Origin of the sequence: Microbacterium sp. LWH7-1.2, from assembly GCF_038397755.1 — a bacterium.
Lineage (GTDB): Bacteria > Actinomycetota > Actinomycetes > Actinomycetales > Microbacteriaceae > Microbacterium.
Genome location: NZ_CP151637.1, coordinates 1,409,169 through 1,424,096 on the forward strand (window position 1 = coordinate 1,409,169; position 14,928 = coordinate 1,424,096).

Sequence of the window (14,928 nt, forward strand, 5' to 3'; positions counted from 1 at the left end):
CGTCGGGCATCCGACGGATCGCGGCGTCCGGGTCAGCGGACGGCGTCGGGCATTCGCGTCGCCGGGTCCAGCACCCCGGCTTCACGCAGCACGTCGAGAACCGTGTCGTGGTTGTTGAACGCGTACAGGTGGACTCCGGGGGCGCCGCCGTCCACGACCTCGCGGGCGAGGCGCGCGGCGTGCGCGACGCCGACCACCCGCTGCCCCTCCGCGGTCGGCTCAATGTCGAGTGCGATCGCGAGGTCTGCCGGCAGCTGCTCCCCGGTCAGCTCGAGCACGCGCCGCAGTCGTGTGGGCGAGGTGATCGGCATGATGCCGGGGAGGATGGGGATCGTGACGCCGGCCTCGCGCGATCGCTGCACGAAGGCGAGGTAGTCGTCCGCGTGGAAGAAGAGCTGCGTGATCGCGAGCGTGGCACCGGCCGCCTGCTTCGCGAGCAGCGCGTCGATGTCTTCGAACGGATGCCGCGAGCGCGGGTGGCCGTTGGGGAACGCGGCCACGGCGATGTCGACCCGAGGCCGCTCCGCCAGTCGCACTGCACCCGGCACGCCGGGGATCGGCGCCTCGCTGTAGGGCGCCCGCTCCGCCTGCACGCGGTCGATGAGCTGCACGAGCTGCGCCGCGCTGTCGAGGTCGCCGAGGAAGACGTCGTCTTCCGACACGCCCGCGGGCGGATCGCCGCGGAGGGCGAGGAAGCTCGTGATCCCGGCATCCAGGAACTCCCGGATGAGGGCGTTCGCGCCGGCGTAGGTGTTCCCGACGCACGTGAGGTGCGCGAGCGGCTCGACATGGGTCTCGCGCAGGATGTGGGTCAGGAGCTCGAGCGACCGTCCGCCGGTCGAGCCGCCGGCGCCGTAGGTCACCGAGATGAACCTCGGATCGACCGATGCCAGGTGGCGGATCGTCTCGTGGAGGGCGGCGACGCCCGCGTCGGAGCGCGGCGGGTACACCTCGAAGGAGATCGGCACGGGAGGAGTGCTCAGGTCGATCGACATGGCCTGCTTCTCAGGGATCGGCGGACAGGGCTGAGCCGAACGGGAGGGCCCGGGCGGCCGCGGCACCTCACCTCCACCCGAGGGCGGAGGGGGTGTCAATGCGGGCGGGTGCCGGGCTCGGCTGTCGCTCCTGCCCGGTGCCCCGAGGTTCGGGGTGTCCGTGAAGACGACCGGGCGACGATGGCTCCACGGTAGCGGAGCCGGGCGCCCATGCGCGGCCTGTGACGTTCTGTGTCATCGCGCCGCCGGCGGGCTTCGTCGTAGCGTGGGGTGCGTGACGACACCGGACGTGCTCCCCTACGGCAGCTGGCCATCCCCGATCTCCGCCGAGGACGTATCCGCGGCCTCGCCGCGTCTCGAGGGCGCGCGCTTCGTCGGCGCGGACCACCCGGAGGCGTGGTGGGGCGAGTCGGTGCCCGAGGAGGGCGGGCGCTCCGCAGTGCGCCGGAGGGCAGCATCCGGAGCCGTCGTCGATGTGCTCGCCGCACCATGGAGCGCGCGATCACGCGTGCACGAGTACGGCGGCGGCTCGTGGACGGCCGACGACGACGGCGTGCTGTACTTCGTCGAGAAGTCGGACCAGCGCGTGTGGCGGCTCGACCCGGGCAGCCGGCCGCGCCCGCTCACGCCCGACGCCGGCGACGTCCGGTTCGGCGGCCTGACGCTGCAGCAGGGCCGTCTGCTCGCCGTGCGCGAGGACCACACCCGCGGCACCGCCGTGCCGGCTCGCGACATCGTGCGGATCCCCCTGGACGGCACGGGAACGGATGCTGCGCACCTGACCTCTCTCGCCGGCGGCAGCGACTTCGTCGCCCACCCTGCGCTGTCGCCCGACGGCACGCGTCTCGCGTGGATCGCATGGGATCACCCGCACATGGCCTGGGATCGCGCGGAGCTCCGCATCGGCCGGCTCGAGGGCGGCGACGGCCCGGAGTGGACCACCGTCGCGGGCGGCGGCTCTTCGCCGCTGCAGCCCGCGTGGATCGATGATGACGACCTCGTCTACGCCGACGATCCCGCCGGTCGCTGGAACCTGTGGCGGCTGCGGCTCACGGCCGACCTCCGACACGAGCCGGTCGCTGCGGCGGACGCCGACACCGGCGGGCCGCTGTGGGTGCTCGGCACACGATGGTTCACCCTGCTCGGCGACGGGCGCATCGTCGCGGTGCAGACGAACGGATCAGACGAGCTCGTGGTGCTCGACACCGCCGGTGGGCGCCGCACGCTGCCGGTCGACGCGGTGACGCGCCTGTCGATCGAGGACGCCCGCGGCACGCGCGTGCTGGTCTCGGGCGCCGGCTCCGGCGGCGCCGGACTGTGGGAGATCGATGTCGACGACACGGCGGCGACGCGGCTCCTCGTCGGCGGCGCGTCACCGTGGGGACCCGAGTGGATGCCGCGTTCCCGCGCGGTCACGGTGCCCGGCCCCCACGGACCCGTGCACGCCTTCGACTACCCGCCGACGAACCCCGGCGTCGTCGGCCCCGAGGGCGAGAAGCCCCCGTACGTCGTGTTCGTCCACGGCGGGCCGACCGATCACGTCGGTGGCGCAGCATCCGGGAAGATCGCCTACCTGACCAGCCGCGGCATCGGCGTTCTCGACGTCAACTACGGAGGCTCGACCGGCTACGGGCGCGCCTACCGCGAGCGCCTGCTCGGACAGTGGGGAGTCGTCGACGTCGACGACGTCGTCGCCGCCGCGCGCGGGCTGGCGGCGGCGGGCGCGGCCGACGGCCGCCGGCTCGCGATTGCGGGCGGCTCGGCGGGCGGCTGGACGGTGCTGCGCGCGCTGACCAACTCCGACGCGTTCAGCGCGGGCATCAGCCGCTACGGTGTCGCGGATCTCCGGAAGCTCGCCGAGGACACGCACGACTTCGAGGCCCGCTACCTCGACGGCATGGTGGGGCCGCTCCCCGAGGCGGAGGCGCTGTACGTCGAGCGGTCGCCGCTGACCCACCTCGATCGGCTCCGGACGCCGCTGCTCATCGAACAGGGGCTCGACGACCTCGTCGTGCCGCCGTCGCAGTCCGAGGCGGTGCGCGACGCCCTCGCGGCGAACGGCGTCGCGCACGCCTACCTCGCGTTCGAGGGCGAAGGGCACGGGTTCCGGAGCGCGACCACACTCGTCCGGACGCTGGAGGCCGAGCTCGCGTTCCTCGGCCAGGTGTTCGGCTTCGAGACGCCGGGAGTGCCGCCACTCGAGCTCGACTAGCGGCTCGAGCGGCGGATCACGGTCTCACACCGTGAAGGGTGCGAGGCGTGCGGCGAGGTGCTCGCCCACGCGGGCGTGCACGGCGGTGCCGCCCTCCTCATGCTCCTGCGCGAGGATCATCCCCTGCTCGTGGATCGCCGAGACCAGGTCGCCGCGGTCGTAGGGCACGAGCGCCCGCACCTCGACAGCCGGCAGCGGCAGCGTCTCCTCGATGAGCGCCCGGAGTTCGTCGATCCCCTCGCCCGTGCGGGACGACGCGAAGACGGCCTTCGGCTCGAGTCCACGCAGCAGCAGGCGGGCATCGTCATCGATCAGGTCGGCCTTGTTGAAGACGATGATCTCGGGGATGTCCCGCGCCCCCACGTCACCGATTACGTCGCGCACCGTCGCCAGCTGGGCCGCCGGGTCGGGATGCGAGCCGTCGACGACGTGCACGATGACGTCGGCGTCGCCGACTTCTTCGAGCGTCGAGCGGAAGGCCTCCACCAGCTGGTGCGGAAGGTTCCGCACGAACCCGACGGTGTCGGTGAGCGTGTAGATGCGGCCGTCACCGGTCTCGGTGCGCCGTACGGTGGCGTCCAGCGTCGCGAACAGCGCGTTCTCGACGAGCACGCCCGCACTGGTGAGGCGGTTGAGCAGCGACGACTTGCCGGCGTTCGTGTACCCCGCGATCGCGACCGACGGGATCGTGTTGCGCTTGCGCTCGGCGCGCTTGGCGTCGCGCGCGGGCGCGAAGTCGCGGATCTGCTTGCGCAGCTGCGCCATGCGCGTGCGGATGCGGCGGCGATCGAGCTCGATCTTCGTCTCACCGGGACCACGCGAACCCATGCCGGCGCCGCCCGCACCCACCTGGCCACCGGCCTGGCGGCTCATCGAGTCACCCCAGCCGCGCAGGCGCGGGAGCAGGTACTCGAGCTGTGCGAGCTCGACCTGGGCCTTGCCCTCGCGGCTCTTCGCGTGCTGACTGAAGATGTCGAGGATCACCGTCGTGCGGTCGATCACCTTGACCTTGACGACGTCCTCGAGCGCGCGTCGCTGGCTGGGCGCGAGCTCGGTGTCGGCGATCACGGTGTCGGCTCCGACCGAGGCGACGATGTCGCGCAGCTCCTCCGCCTTGCCACGGCCCACGTAGGTCGCGGGGTCGGGGTGCGGGCGCCGCTGGAGGACGCCGTCGAGCACGACGGCACCGGCGGTCTCGGCCAAAGCCGAGAGCTCGCGCAGGGAGTTCTCGGCGTCCTCGGTCTCGCCCTGCGCGTGAACGCCGACGAGGACGACGTTCTCGAGGCGCAGCTGCCGGTACTCGACCTCTGTGACGTCCTCGAGCTCGGTGGAGAGCCCGGGGACGCGGCGCAGTGCGGCACGCTCCTCGCGGTCCCACTGCTCGCCGTCGGTGTCGGCACGCCCGATCGTCGCCTCGTCCTGGAGCGCCTGGGCGGCTCCGAAGACGTGCACCCCCGAGCGCGCTTCGGCGCGCGCCAGCACGCGATCCACCGGGTCCACCGGCGTCTCGTCGGTGCTCTGGGGTGTCGTGGTATCCGTCATGTGTTCCTTCGCTTGTTGCCGGGGATGCCGTTTTCCGCCGTTCATCGGCCGGTTCGCGGCATCCGTGAATTCTAGCTTCCCGCCATGCGGGGCGCCTCCGCTAGGCTCATCGGTCATGGGGAGTGACCACTATTTCAGTGCGACGCCCGCCAGCCCCGAGAATCTGCGCCGCATCCGGATCACACTCGCCGGTCGCGATCTCGAGGTCACGACCGCCGGGGGCGTCTTCAGCCCCGACCACGTGGACTCGGGAACCGCGGTGCTGTTGTCGAACACTCCCCCGCCTCCGGCGAGCGGGAACTTCCTCGACCTCGGGTGCGGATGGGGGCCGATCGCACTCAGCCTTGCGCTCGATGCGCCTCACGCGACGGTGTGGGCCGTCGACGTGAACGAACGAGCTCTCGACCTGGTGCGTCGGAACGCCTCGGCACTCGGTCTCGACAACGTCAACGCCTCGCTGCCCGACGATGTTCCCGACGACATCGTGTTCCGCACGATCCGGTCGAATCCGCCGATCCGCGTGGGCAAGAACGAGCTGCACGGCCTGCTCGAACGCTGGCTTCCCCGGCTCGACGAGCGGGCGGACGCGTGGCTCGTGGTGCAGCGCAATCTCGGGTCCGACTCGCTGCAGCGGTGGCTCGCCGCGACGCTCGACCGGCGCTTCAGCGTGCACCGTGCGGCGACCGCTCGCGGCTTCCGCGTGCTCAAGGTTCGCCGTCACGGCTCACCGCCGAGCGAGCCGATCGACTTGCCCGCGCTCTGACATGCCCGCTACGCGAGCGTGACCTCGCCCGTGTAGACGAGGGTCGCGGGCCCCGACAGCAGCACGTGCCGCTCACCGTCGACCTCGGGCATCCGCACGCCCAGCGTGCCGCCCGGCACCTCGACGACCCAGTGGTCGGGCGCGGCGGGGCCGGCCCAGTGACGCACGGCGAGCGCCGCAGCGGCGACGCCGGTGCCGCAGCTGAGCGTCTCGCCGACACCGCGCTCGAACACGCGCATGCGGATCGAGCCGACGCCCTCGTGAACGAGCGGGTCGCTCGGCACCACGAACTCGACGTTGGCGCCGTGGGGCGGCTCGGGCTGGAGCAGCGGCTGCGCGGCGAGGTCGAGCCCCTCGAGCTCCGCGTCGTCGGGCAGCGCCACGACGACGTGCGGGTTGCCCACGTCGATTCCGACCCCCGGCCGCGGTGCGCCTCCGCCGCGCGTGCGGACGAGCACACCGGAGTCGTCGACGACGAACGGGCCGAGGTCGACCTCGTACCCGCGGTCGCTCCGCGTGACCGTCTTGACGCCCGCGCGCGTGCCGACGTGGAGGGGCGTGCCGTCGACCTCGGCCCAGCCGACGTCGACGAGGTAGCGCACGAAGACCCGCACGCCGTTGCCGCACATCTCCGCCTTCGAACCGTCGGCGTTGCGGTAGTCCATGAACCATTCCACGGTGCCCGATGAAGGCGTGGATGCTGCCAGCAGCTCTCTGCCCTCGTCGATCGCGCTCGCACGCACCACACGCAGGATGCCGTCGCCGCCGATGCCGAAGCGCCGGTCGCACAGCACTGCGACCTGGTCGTCGCTGAGGTCGAGCGTTCCATCGGGGTCGGGGACGATCACGAAGTCGTTGCCGGTGCCGTGGCCCTTGGTGAACGCGATCGTCTGCGGCATCGCACCAGTCTACGGGCGCGATCGGAGGCGCCGGCCAGGCCCGACACCGTCGGCGACGCGGCGCTGTCACACTCCGCCACCTGCCGGTGTCATATGTGTGAGAGCGACAGGAGGAGGCGGCGTGCACGGCAGCGGGATCGAGACGGATCCGCACCACGCGGGGAGAGGTCGGCGGCGCTCAGCGATCGACCGGCTGGCCGACCGGGTCGCGCGAACCACCGTGTTCGGCCATCGCATCGATGATGTCTGGGCCGGGCTGCGGCAGCGTCGTGCGGCAGCCCACTGGACGAGCCTCTTCGGGGTGGTGTCCGCCGCGGCGCTCGTCGTGGTGACGGTGACGGGCGTGCTGCTCATGTTCTTCTACACGCCCTCGGGCGCGTCCACCACGTACGTCGGCTCCTATGCGCCGCTCCACGGCACCGAGGTCTCCCACGCGTTCGCATCGACGATGCACGTGACGTTCGACGTGCCCGGCGGGCAGGTGCTCCGGCAGTCGCACCACTGGGCGGGGCTCCTGCTTCCCGCGTCCATCGTCCTGCAGCTGGTCACGACCTTCTTCACCGGCGGATTCCGCCGGCCGCGCCGCGGCATGTGGGTGCTGCTGCTGCTCGCGTTCATCGCCGCGCTCGCGACGGGGTGGAGCGGCTACGCCCTCCCCGACGACATGCTCTCGGGAACCGGCCTGCGCATCGTCGAGGGCATCATGCTCGGGATCCCGGTCGTCGGCACCATGCTAAAGACGGTGCTCTTCGGCGGGTCGTTCCCGGGACGCATCATCGAGAACCTCTATCCGCTCCATACCGTGGTCCTCCCCGGGGCGCTGCTGCTGTTCCTCGCCCTGCGGGCCGTCGCGGCGTGGCGGCACGGCGCTCCGCGGTTCCCGGGCGCTCACGGTGCGGCGCGCGACGGAGTGCCGCTCATCCCCACCGCAGCCGCCCGCGCAGGAGGACTGTTCCTCGTCGTGACCGCTCTGCTCGTGCTCATCGCGGCCACCGTGACCGTGAGCCCGATCTGGCTCTACGGTCCCGCGGATCCGGGCAATGCCGGCGCCGGCAGCCAGCCAGACTGGTACACCGGCTTCCTCGACGGCGCGCTGCGACTGGTGCCGCCCGGGTGGGAGATCGTGTGGCTCGGTCGCACCTGGACCCTCGCGATCCTGGCGCCGCTGGCCGTCGTCGGCGCCTTCTTCGCGGCCGTCGCGACCTACCCGTTCCTCGAGGCGTGGGTGAGCGATGACCGCCGCGAGCACGACGTCCTCGATCGGCCGCGGGTCGCGCCCACGCGCACCGGGATCGGCGTGGCCGGCCTCGTGTTCGCCGGCGTGCTGTGGGCCGCAGGCGGCGCCGATGTCATCGCGCCCGCCTTCAGCGTGAGCATCGAGCACGTGATCCTGTCGCTGCAGTCCGCCCTCCTCATCGGACCGTTCATCGCGTTCTCGGTCACGCGTCGCGTCTGTCTGGGCCTGCAGCGCAAGGACCGCGAACTTCTGGACCACGGCTACGAGACGGGTCGCATCGTGCGCCTGCCCGGCGGTGAGTACGTCGAACTGCACCACCCGCTCGACGACGCGGAGCGGGCGCGCATCGCGCTGCCCCCCACGCCGCCGCCGCCCGACATCGGCCCGGACCGGCGCGGCACGCGGACCGTCGCCCGGCGTGTGCGCGCACGCCTGTGGGCGATCTACGCGCAAGACCGCGTCGACGCCGCAGAGACCCGAGCGGACTCCGCCCAGCTTCCCGTCAGTCGGCGATGAGGCGCTTGCCGGTGTTCCACGTCTCGAAGGGCTCGTAGCCGAGCGCTTCGTAGAACCCCTGCGCGATCCCGTTCTCGGGTCGCACCATCAACTGCACCTTCGGGCAGCCCATCTCGGTGAGAAGCTCCTCCGCTTCGGCGACCAGCTTGCGTGCGATCCCCTCGCCACGCCGCTCGGGGGCGCTCGCGAGATAGTAGAGCCAGCCGCGGTGGCCGTCGTAGCCCGCCATGACCGTGCCGACGATCGTCCGGTCGTCGACGGCGACGAGGAACAGCTCCGGCTGCACGGAGAGCTTGCGGCGGATGTCCTGGTACGGGTTGTTCCACGGCCGCGTGAGCCCCGTCTGCTGCCATAGCGAGACGACCGCCTCAGTGTCGGGGAGATCGAAGGCCCGGATCGCGATGCTCATGACTACGAGTCATGCCAGGGCCGCGGCATCCGGTCCCGGATCCACCCAGCGAAGATCGTCATAGCGCTTGAACCACGACACCTGGCGCCGCGCGTAGCGGCGCGTCAGCGCCTGCGTCTCGGCGATGGCCTCGGCCTCGCTCATCTCGCCCGTGAGCTGCGCGAGCGCCTGCGCGTAGCCGATGGCGCGGCGCGCGGTCACGCCACGCTCGAGGCCGCGCGCGCGCAGCGCACGCACCTCGTCGAGAAGCCCGTCCCGCCACATCGCCTCCACGCGGGCGTCGAGGCGGACCACGAGCTCATCGCGCGGCACCGCGACCCCGACGATGCGCGTGTCGTCGTGCCAGAGAACGGGCTCGTCGGGCAGTGTCGCGCCGTGTGTGCGTTCACCGAGCTCGAGCACCTCGAGGGCACGCACGATGCGACGGCCGTTGCGCGGGTCGACGTTGGCGGCCGTCGCGGAATCCAGCGCGCGCAGGCGGGCGTAGAGGGCTCCGGGGCCGTGTGCGTCGAGCTCCGCCTCGAGCCGGGCACGGAGCTCCTCGTCCCGCGGCGGGAAGCGGAAGTCGAAGAGCACACTCGACACGTACAGCCCCGAGCCGCCGACCAGCACCGCGTCGGCGCCTCGGGCGTGGACCTCACGGATCGCAGTACGCGCAGCATCCTGATACCAGGCGACCGCAGCGTCGTCGGTGACATCGAGCACGTCGAAGAGGTGATGACGGATGCCGCGTCTGGAGGCCTCGGGAAGCTTCGCGGTGCCGATATCCATGCCGCGGTAGAGCTGCATGGCGTCGGCATTCACGATCTCCGCCGGGCGGCCGCGCTCCGCGAGGGCTTCGGCGAGCTCGAGCGAGAGAGTGGTCTTGCCCGTCCCCGTAGCGCCGACGACGGCCCACAGGCTCGGGGCCGTCGGAGCGCCCTCGGTGGTGCTCACGGACGGATCAGACGCCGATGCGCAGCGTCGGCAGACCCAGCGAGACCGCGCGCGGCGCGCCGGACTCCCCCGCAGGCGCCGGGATGCCGCACGACTCGGCCTGCGAGCGATCCCAGGCGTCGCCGGAGCGCGTACGACGGATGCGCAGCGGCGCGCCGTCGGTGGAGTCGGCGAGCAGGTGGAACGGAGCGGCGTGCGTCACGACGACGGAGACGACGTCCCCGGGGCGCGGGATGTCGGACCCTGCCGGCACCTCGAAGTGCACGAGCCGGTTGTCTTCGGCGCGGCCGGTGAGACGGTGGGTCTCGGCGTCCTTCTTGCCCTCGCCCGTGGAGACGAGCACCTGCAGCTCGCGGCCGAGCTGCTTCTGGTTCTCCTCCAGCGAGATGCGCTCCTGCAGCGCGACGAGACGTTCGTAGCGCTCCTGCACGATCTCCTTGGGCACCTGGTCGGGCATGGTCGCCGCCGGGGTGCCCTCGCGGATCGAGTACTGGAACGTGAAGGCGCTCGCGAACCGCGCCTGCTCGACGACCCGCATGGTGTCTTCGAAGTCCTCGTCCGTCTCGCCGGGGAAGCCGACGATGATGTCGGTCGAGATCGCCGCGTCGGGCATCTTCTCGCGGACGCGATCGAGGATGCCGAGGAACTTCTCGCTGCGGTACGACCGGCGCATCGCCTTGAGGATGCGGTCGCTTCCCGACTGCAGCGGCATGTGGAGCTGCGGCATGACGGCCGGGGTCTCGGCCATCGCGTCGATGACGTCGTCGGTGAACGCGGCCGGGTGCGGGCTCGTGAAGCGGATGCGCTCGAGGCCCTCGATCTCGCCGGCGGCGCGCAGCAGCTTGCCGAACGCCTGACGGTCGCCGAACTCGACGCCGTACGAGTTGACGTTCTGGCCGAGGAGCGTGACCTCCATGGCGCCGTCGTCGACGAGGAGCCGGATCTCGTTCAGGATGTCGCCGGGACGGCGGTCCTTCTCCTTGCCACGCAGGCTCGGCACGATGCAGAACGTGCAGGTGTTGTTGCAGCCGACCGAGATCGACACCCAACCGCTGTAGATGCTGTCGCGCTTGGTTGGCAGCGTCGAGGGGAAGATCTCGAGAGCCTCGAGGATCTCGAGCTCGGCGTCGCCGTTGTGACGCGCACGTTCGAGGAGGCCGGGCAGCGACCCCATGTTGTGGGTGCCGAAGACGACGTCCACCCACGGCGCCTTCTGCTGGACGACGTCCTTGTCCATCTGGGCGAGGCAGCCGCCGACGGCGATCTGCATGCCCTCGTGCTTGTCCTTGCGGGACTTGAGGTGGCCGAGCGTGCCGTAGAGCTTGCCGGCCGCGTTGTCGCGCACGGCGCAGGTGTTGATGACGACGACGTCTGCCTCCTCGCCCGCCTCGGCGCGGACGTAGCCGGCGCTCTCGAGCGAACCGGAGAGCCGCTCCGAGTCGTGCACGTTCATCTGGCAGCCGAACGTGCGCACCTCGTACGTGCGCGCACGCCCGTCGACATCGTGCGCCGCCGCGGAAGGCGCGATGAGAGTCGGGGTGGCGGAAGGGGAAGACATGATCCCGCCATTCTACGAGCCGCCCGGGTGCACGGAGGCTGGTGACGGATGCCGCGTCCGCGGCCCATCAGGAGGCGGTCGGGGTGGCCTCGAGTCGAACCAGGGCGAGGTCGAGGTTGGAGCGTGCGCCGTTCTCGTAGCCGACGGCCCACTCGCCCTCGTAGCCGCGCATCGTGGGCTCGATCGTGAGCACGAGCGAGAAGTACAGGCGCGACAGCTGCAGGCGCGTGAAACCGGTGGGAGAGGCGAGCTCGCGGGCGAGCACACCGCCGGCGGCCGTGTTGCCCGACAGCAGGTCGACGTTCGGCTCGCCGGTGCCGAACTGGTCGGCACCCACGAGCTCGTGCAGCGGGTCGCCCCACAGCGTGCGCTCGGTGTCGATGATCCCGACGATGTCGAGGGTCTCGGGGTCGATGAAGACGTTGCCCTCCCAGAGGTCGGTGTGCACGACGGCGGCGCGGGTGACGGGGTCGAGTGCGCCGCAGTGCGCCGCGACCGCCGCGCGCACACGCTCAGCGGGCAGAGCGACCTGCCACCGCTCCGCATCGGCGAGGACCGCCTCGATCATGAGGACGAAGGCGTCGCGCCAGGTGCCGGCGCTGAGCCCGGCGTCGGCGGCCGGGTACCCGAATGACGGAGCCTCGACCCGATGCAGGCCCGCCATGACGGCGCCGAGGTTGTGGCGCACGACCGCGGTCTGCGCTTCATCGAGCTCGTGGCCGAACCAGGGCACTCCGGGGAGGTGCTCAGCGACGACCAGATCGGCGTCGAGCAGCTCCCGGGTGAAGTCGGTGTGGAGCACGCGTGGCACGGGCACCCCGCTGTCTTCGAGCATGCGATAAGTCAGCGCCTCGGTGCCGAGGAGGCCGCGCTCGTAGGTGAGGAACCGCGACGTGTCGGCGCCCACGATCTTCGCGACCGCGCTGCGCCCGTCGTCGAAGTGGAGCCGATACGCCGTCGCGAACATCCCACCCGACAGCGGTTCGGCGGACGACAGGCGCCCGACGGGTGCGACGAGGTCGGTCAGCTGCGCCTCATCGACGAGGAACTTCGTGAGCATCCGCTCACCCTAGCGGCGCGGCACACCCTCGACATGCGCTCGCGTCCTCAGCGTCAGTCGAACCTCACGCGTCCTGAGGGACGCATCGATTCGTCCAGCGCCTGCCGCGCGGCGTTGAGGGCCGCCGACCCGCCGTAGCCGCGGCGCGCGAGCTGACCGGCGAGCCGGCGAAGGGCGACGTCCCGCTCGAGCCCGCGCATGGAGCCCGCCTTGGATCGCGCGAACTCGAGAGCGCGGTCGGCGTCGTCGTCGGGCAGCTCCGCGAGCACCGCATCGGCGATGTCGCGCGGCACACCCCGCTTCGCGAGGCTTTGCGAGATCGCCTGGCGCCCCTGACCCTTGCGGTCGACGCCGGCGTGCACGAGCTGCTCGGCGAGCCGGGCGTCATCGAGGTAGCCGCGCGCGAGGAAGGCGTCGAGGATCGCCTCGACACCCTCGCTGCCGAGTTCGAACTGGCCGAGATACGTCTTCGCCTCCGAGACGGAGAGCTGACGCGCGCGCAGCTTCTTCAGCAGGCCGAGCTCGGCCGCATCAGCCGAGCCGGCGGAGTCGGCGGCGTCGGCGGCGTCCCGTCCGCTCCTCCGGCGCCCGCCGGAGCGGGTTCTGCCGGCCCGCTCGGTCTCGAGGTCGATGGGACGGGCATCCCGCTCAGGCTCGCGGTGTCCGCCCGGAGCGTCGTCCCATTCAGTCCGCCGTTCAGCTGCAGCAGGCGCCGACGGCGCCGAGGCAGGTGCGGTCCAGGAGTCGGAGGTCGTCCGCTTCTCGGGAATGCGGTCTTCGAGCTGCTGGCGCACGTCGGCCGCCGTCTTCGGGTACGCCCTCGCGCTGCGGTCGCCGAAGAGCGAGGTCACGGGGGCGAGCCCGGCGTCGTTCTCGAAGCCGGACTCCTCTCCCCCGCTGTCGACGAAACGGACCATCAGGCCGGGCGGCGCGCCGCCAGCTCGTCCGCGACCTCGCCCGTGGCCTTGGGCACGCCGATGCCGAGCTTCGTCTTGATCTTCGTCTCGATCTCGGCCGCGACGTCCGCGTTCTTGAGGAGGAAGTTGCGGGCGTTCTCCTTGCCCTGCCCGAGCTGCTCGCCCTCGTAGGTGTACCAGGCGCCGGACTTCTTGACGATGCCGTGCTCGACGCCGAAGTCGATCAGGCTGCCCTCGCGAGAGATGCCGACTCCGTACAGGATGTCGAACTCGGCCTGCTTGAACGGCGGCGCCATCTTGTTCTTGACGACCTTGACACGCGTGCGGTTGCCTACTGCCTCCGCGCCGTCCTTCAGGGTCTCGATACGGCGGATGTCAAGACGCACCGATGCGTAGAACTTGAGCGCCTTACCGCCGGCGGTGGTCTCAGGCGAGCCGAAGAACACGCCGATCTTCTCGCGCAGCTGGTTGATGAAGATCATCGTGGTGTTGGTCTGGTTGAGGCCACCGGTGAGCTTGCGCAGCGCCTGCGACATGAGGCGCGCCTGCAGACCCACGTGCGAGTCGCCCATCTCGCCTTCGATCTCGGCCTTGGGCACGAGGGCGGCGACGGAGTCGATCACGATGAGGTCGATCGCGCCGGAGCGCACGAGCATGTCGGCGATCTCGAGCGCCTGCTCACCCGTGTCGGGCTGGGAGACGAGCAGCGCGTCGATGTCGACGCCGAGCTTCTGCGCGTAGTCGGGGTCGAGCGCGTGCTCCGCGTCGATGAACGCCGCGATGCCCCCGGCGCGCTGCGCGTTGGCGATCGCGTGCAGGGTCAGCGTCGTCTTACCCGACGACTCCGGTCCGTAGATCTCGATGATGCGGCCGCGCGGGAGACCGCCGATGCCGAGCGCGACATCGAGGGCGATCGAGCCGGTGGGCACGACCTCGACGGGAGCGCGCTCGTCGCTGCCGAGCCGCATCACCGAGCCCTTCCCGAACTGCCGGTCGATCTGTGCGAGGGCCGATTCCAGGGCCTTCTCGCGGTCAACGGGTGATGGCATGACGTGCTCCTCTATGCTCGCGTTCCGTCGCCTGTAGGCTGTCGCGCTCCACCCCGGTGGGACGGATGCTGCGACAAGGCGTGAGGTGTCGTTCGACGCTGTTCACGTTAGGGAGGGGCTCCGACATCGGCCTTCGCTCCATCCCCGTACGTTGAAAACACGCTCTCGACACCTGCTGTGCAGGAGCCTACGCGGATCTCGAACACTTCTTCGATGACACGCCGGGGCCACAGCCACGCAAACGCGTGCCGGCCCGTCAGCGGCGGCGCGGCTCGAGTCGTCCGACGCCGTAGCGCCGCTCGGCGGGAACGTCCAGCTCCTCGCACAGCGCGAGCCACACCTCGCGCGGGTCGACGCCGGCTTCGATCGCCTCGGCAGCCGTGCGGCCGCCCACCTTCGACAGGTACAGATCGGATACGACGGCGTTCGCGCGCAGACCGAACTCGTCGCTCACCGCACGGTTGAACTCACTGCGACGCATACGGAGAAAGCGGCGCGATCAGCGCAGCGACAGCTCGGCGTCGACCGACGCCACGAGGTCGTCGGGGACCACGTCGGGGAAGGTCTGCAGGCCCTCGAGGACCGAGATGCGGTCGCCGACCTCGCGCATGATGATCGAGATCGGAACATCGAGCGCCTCGGCCACCGACGCGAGGATCTCGCTCGAGGCCTCCTTCTGGCCGCGCTCCACCTCGCTCAGATAGCCCAGCGCGACACTTGCGCGGCTGGCCACCTGGCGGAGGGTGCGCCCCTTCTGCTGGCGGAAATCACGAAGCACTTCGCCGATCTCTTGACGTACCAGGATCATCAGGGCCCCTCCTCACTTCTGATTCCA

The 14,928-nt window shown here is 71.1% G+C and carries 14 protein-coding genes; 3 read left to right on the plus strand and 11 right to left on the minus strand.

Going from position 1 to position 14,928, the window contains the following annotated elements; translation table 11 throughout:
* Nucleotides 1-32: 32 nt before the first annotated feature.
* A complete protein-coding gene (locus MRBLWH7_RS06710; RefSeq protein WP_342000449.1) occupies nucleotides 33-995 on the minus strand; it encodes a methylenetetrahydrofolate reductase in 963 nt (320 codons plus the stop codon).
* A 274-nt stretch (nucleotides 996-1,269) separates the two neighbouring features.
* Between MRBLWH7_RS06710 and MRBLWH7_RS06715 the strand changes: the two genes are divergently transcribed.
* Nucleotides 1,270-3,207 (plus strand): prolyl oligopeptidase family serine peptidase, encoded by a 1,938-nt coding sequence (locus MRBLWH7_RS06715; RefSeq protein WP_342000451.1) that lies wholly within the window; start codon nucleotides 1,270-1,272, stop codon nucleotides 3,205-3,207.
* Between the two features lie 24 nt (nucleotides 3,208-3,231).
* Here MRBLWH7_RS06715 and hflX read toward each other — a convergent pair whose 3' ends face one another.
* Complete coding sequence (gene hflX / locus MRBLWH7_RS06720; protein WP_342000452.1) at nucleotides 3,232-4,749, minus strand: GTPase HflX; 1,518 nt, start codon at nucleotides 4,747-4,749, stop codon at nucleotides 3,232-3,234.
* A 115-nt stretch (nucleotides 4,750-4,864) separates the two neighbouring features.
* On the opposite strand from hflX, the gene MRBLWH7_RS06725 reads away from it, so the two are divergent.
* The gene (locus MRBLWH7_RS06725; RefSeq protein WP_342000453.1) at nucleotides 4,865-5,512 is read left to right on the plus strand and encodes a methyltransferase; all 648 of its coding nucleotides are present in this window, start codon (nucleotides 4,865-4,867) and stop codon (nucleotides 5,510-5,512) included.
* An 8-nt stretch (nucleotides 5,513-5,520) separates the two neighbouring features.
* Here the strand turns inward: MRBLWH7_RS06725 and dapF are convergent, their stop codons facing one another.
* Entirely contained in the window at nucleotides 5,521-6,411 is an 891-nt protein-coding gene (gene dapF, locus MRBLWH7_RS06730) for a diaminopimelate epimerase (protein ID WP_342000454.1), read from the minus strand.
* Nucleotides 6,412-6,532: 121 nt separating this feature from the next.
* On the opposite strand from dapF, the gene MRBLWH7_RS06735 reads away from it, so the two are divergent.
* Entirely contained in the window at nucleotides 6,533-8,164 is a 1,632-nt protein-coding gene (locus MRBLWH7_RS06735) for a cytochrome b N-terminal domain-containing protein (RefSeq protein WP_342000455.1), read from the plus strand.
* Here MRBLWH7_RS06735 and MRBLWH7_RS06740 read toward each other — a convergent pair.
* From MRBLWH7_RS06740 to MRBLWH7_RS06775, 8 genes are all read right to left on the minus strand, one after another.
* Nucleotides 8,151-8,573 carry a GNAT family acetyltransferase gene (locus tag MRBLWH7_RS06740; RefSeq protein WP_342000456.1) on the minus strand — a complete coding sequence of 141 codons (423 nt, stop codon included), beginning with the start codon at nucleotides 8,571-8,573 and terminating at the stop codon, nucleotides 8,151-8,153. The two genes, MRBLWH7_RS06735 and MRBLWH7_RS06740, sit on opposite strands and share 14 nt — an antisense overlap.
* 9 nt (nucleotides 8,574-8,582) lie before the next feature.
* Nucleotides 8,583-9,509, minus strand: coding sequence for a tRNA (adenosine(37)-N6)-dimethylallyltransferase MiaA (gene miaA, locus MRBLWH7_RS06745; RefSeq protein ID WP_342000457.1), 927 nt, complete (start codon nucleotides 9,507-9,509; stop codon nucleotides 8,583-8,585).
* Nucleotides 9,510-9,516: 7 nt separating this feature from the next.
* Nucleotides 9,517-11,067, minus strand: coding sequence for a tRNA (N6-isopentenyl adenosine(37)-C2)-methylthiotransferase MiaB (gene miaB, locus MRBLWH7_RS06750; RefSeq protein WP_342000458.1), 1,551 nt, complete (start codon nucleotides 11,065-11,067; stop codon nucleotides 9,517-9,519).
* Between the two features lie 67 nt (nucleotides 11,068-11,134).
* On the minus strand, nucleotides 11,135-12,127 hold the full coding sequence (locus MRBLWH7_RS06755) for a phosphotransferase (RefSeq protein ID WP_342000459.1): 993 nt from the start codon (nucleotides 12,125-12,127) through the stop codon (nucleotides 11,135-11,137).
* A gap of 53 nt (nucleotides 12,128-12,180) precedes the next feature.
* Complete coding sequence (locus MRBLWH7_RS06760) at nucleotides 12,181-13,044, minus strand: regulatory protein RecX (RefSeq protein WP_342000460.1); 864 nt, start codon at nucleotides 13,042-13,044, stop codon at nucleotides 12,181-12,183.
* Nucleotides 13,044-14,093: a recombinase RecA gene (gene recA / locus MRBLWH7_RS06765; RefSeq protein ID WP_342000462.1), complete on the minus strand. Its 1,050-nt coding sequence runs from the start codon at nucleotides 14,091-14,093 to the stop codon at nucleotides 13,044-13,046. Before recA ends, MRBLWH7_RS06760 begins: the two co-directional genes overlap by 1 nt.
* Before the next feature lie 256 nt (nucleotides 14,094-14,349).
* Nucleotides 14,350-14,574 (minus strand): DUF3046 domain-containing protein, encoded by a 225-nt coding sequence (locus MRBLWH7_RS06770; RefSeq protein ID WP_342000463.1) that lies wholly within the window; start codon nucleotides 14,572-14,574, stop codon nucleotides 14,350-14,352.
* A gap of 18 nt (nucleotides 14,575-14,592) precedes the next feature.
* Complete coding sequence (locus tag MRBLWH7_RS06775) at nucleotides 14,593-14,901, minus strand: helix-turn-helix transcriptional regulator (protein ID WP_018172206.1); 309 nt, start codon at nucleotides 14,899-14,901, stop codon at nucleotides 14,593-14,595.
* Nucleotides 14,902-14,928: the final 27 nt, after the last annotated feature.

What these genes read in the sequence shown, in the direction of transcription:
- MRBLWH7_RS06710 (WP_342000449.1), bottom strand. Translation starts at nt 995, where the DNA reads ATGTCGATCGACCTGAGCACTCCTCCCGTGCCGATCTCCTTCGAGGTG.
- hflX (WP_342000452.1), bottom strand. Translation starts at nt 4,749, where the DNA reads ATGACGGATACCACGACACCCCAGAGCACCGACGAGACGCCGGTGGAC.
- MRBLWH7_RS06725 (WP_342000453.1), top strand. Translation starts at nt 4,865, where the DNA reads ATGGGGAGTGACCACTATTTCAGTGCGACGCCCGCCAGCCCCGAGAAT.
- dapF (WP_342000454.1), bottom strand. Translation starts at nt 6,411, where the DNA reads ATGCCGCAGACGATCGCGTTCACCAAGGGCCACGGCACCGGCAACGAC.
- MRBLWH7_RS06740 (WP_342000456.1), bottom strand. Translation starts at nt 8,573, where the DNA reads ATGAGCATCGCGATCCGGGCCTTCGATCTCCCCGACACTGAGGCGGTC.
- miaB (WP_342000458.1), bottom strand. Translation starts at nt 11,067, where the DNA reads ATGTCTTCCCCTTCCGCCACCCCGACTCTCATCGCGCCTTCCGCGGCG.
- MRBLWH7_RS06755 (WP_342000459.1), bottom strand. Translation starts at nt 12,127, where the DNA reads ATGCTCACGAAGTTCCTCGTCGATGAGGCGCAGCTGACCGACCTCGTC.
- MRBLWH7_RS06760 (WP_342000460.1), bottom strand. Translation starts at nt 13,044, where the DNA reads ATGGTCCGTTTCGTCGACAGCGGGGGAGAGGAGTCCGGCTTCGAGAAC.
- recA (WP_342000462.1), bottom strand. Translation starts at nt 14,093, where the DNA reads ATGCCATCACCCGTTGACCGCGAGAAGGCCCTGGAATCGGCCCTCGCA.
- MRBLWH7_RS06770 (WP_342000463.1), bottom strand. Translation starts at nt 14,574, where the DNA reads ATGCGTCGCAGTGAGTTCAACCGTGCGGTGAGCGACGAGTTCGGTCTG.
- MRBLWH7_RS06775 (WP_018172206.1), bottom strand. Translation starts at nt 14,901, where the DNA reads ATGATCCTGGTACGTCAAGAGATCGGCGAAGTGCTTCGTGATTTCCGC.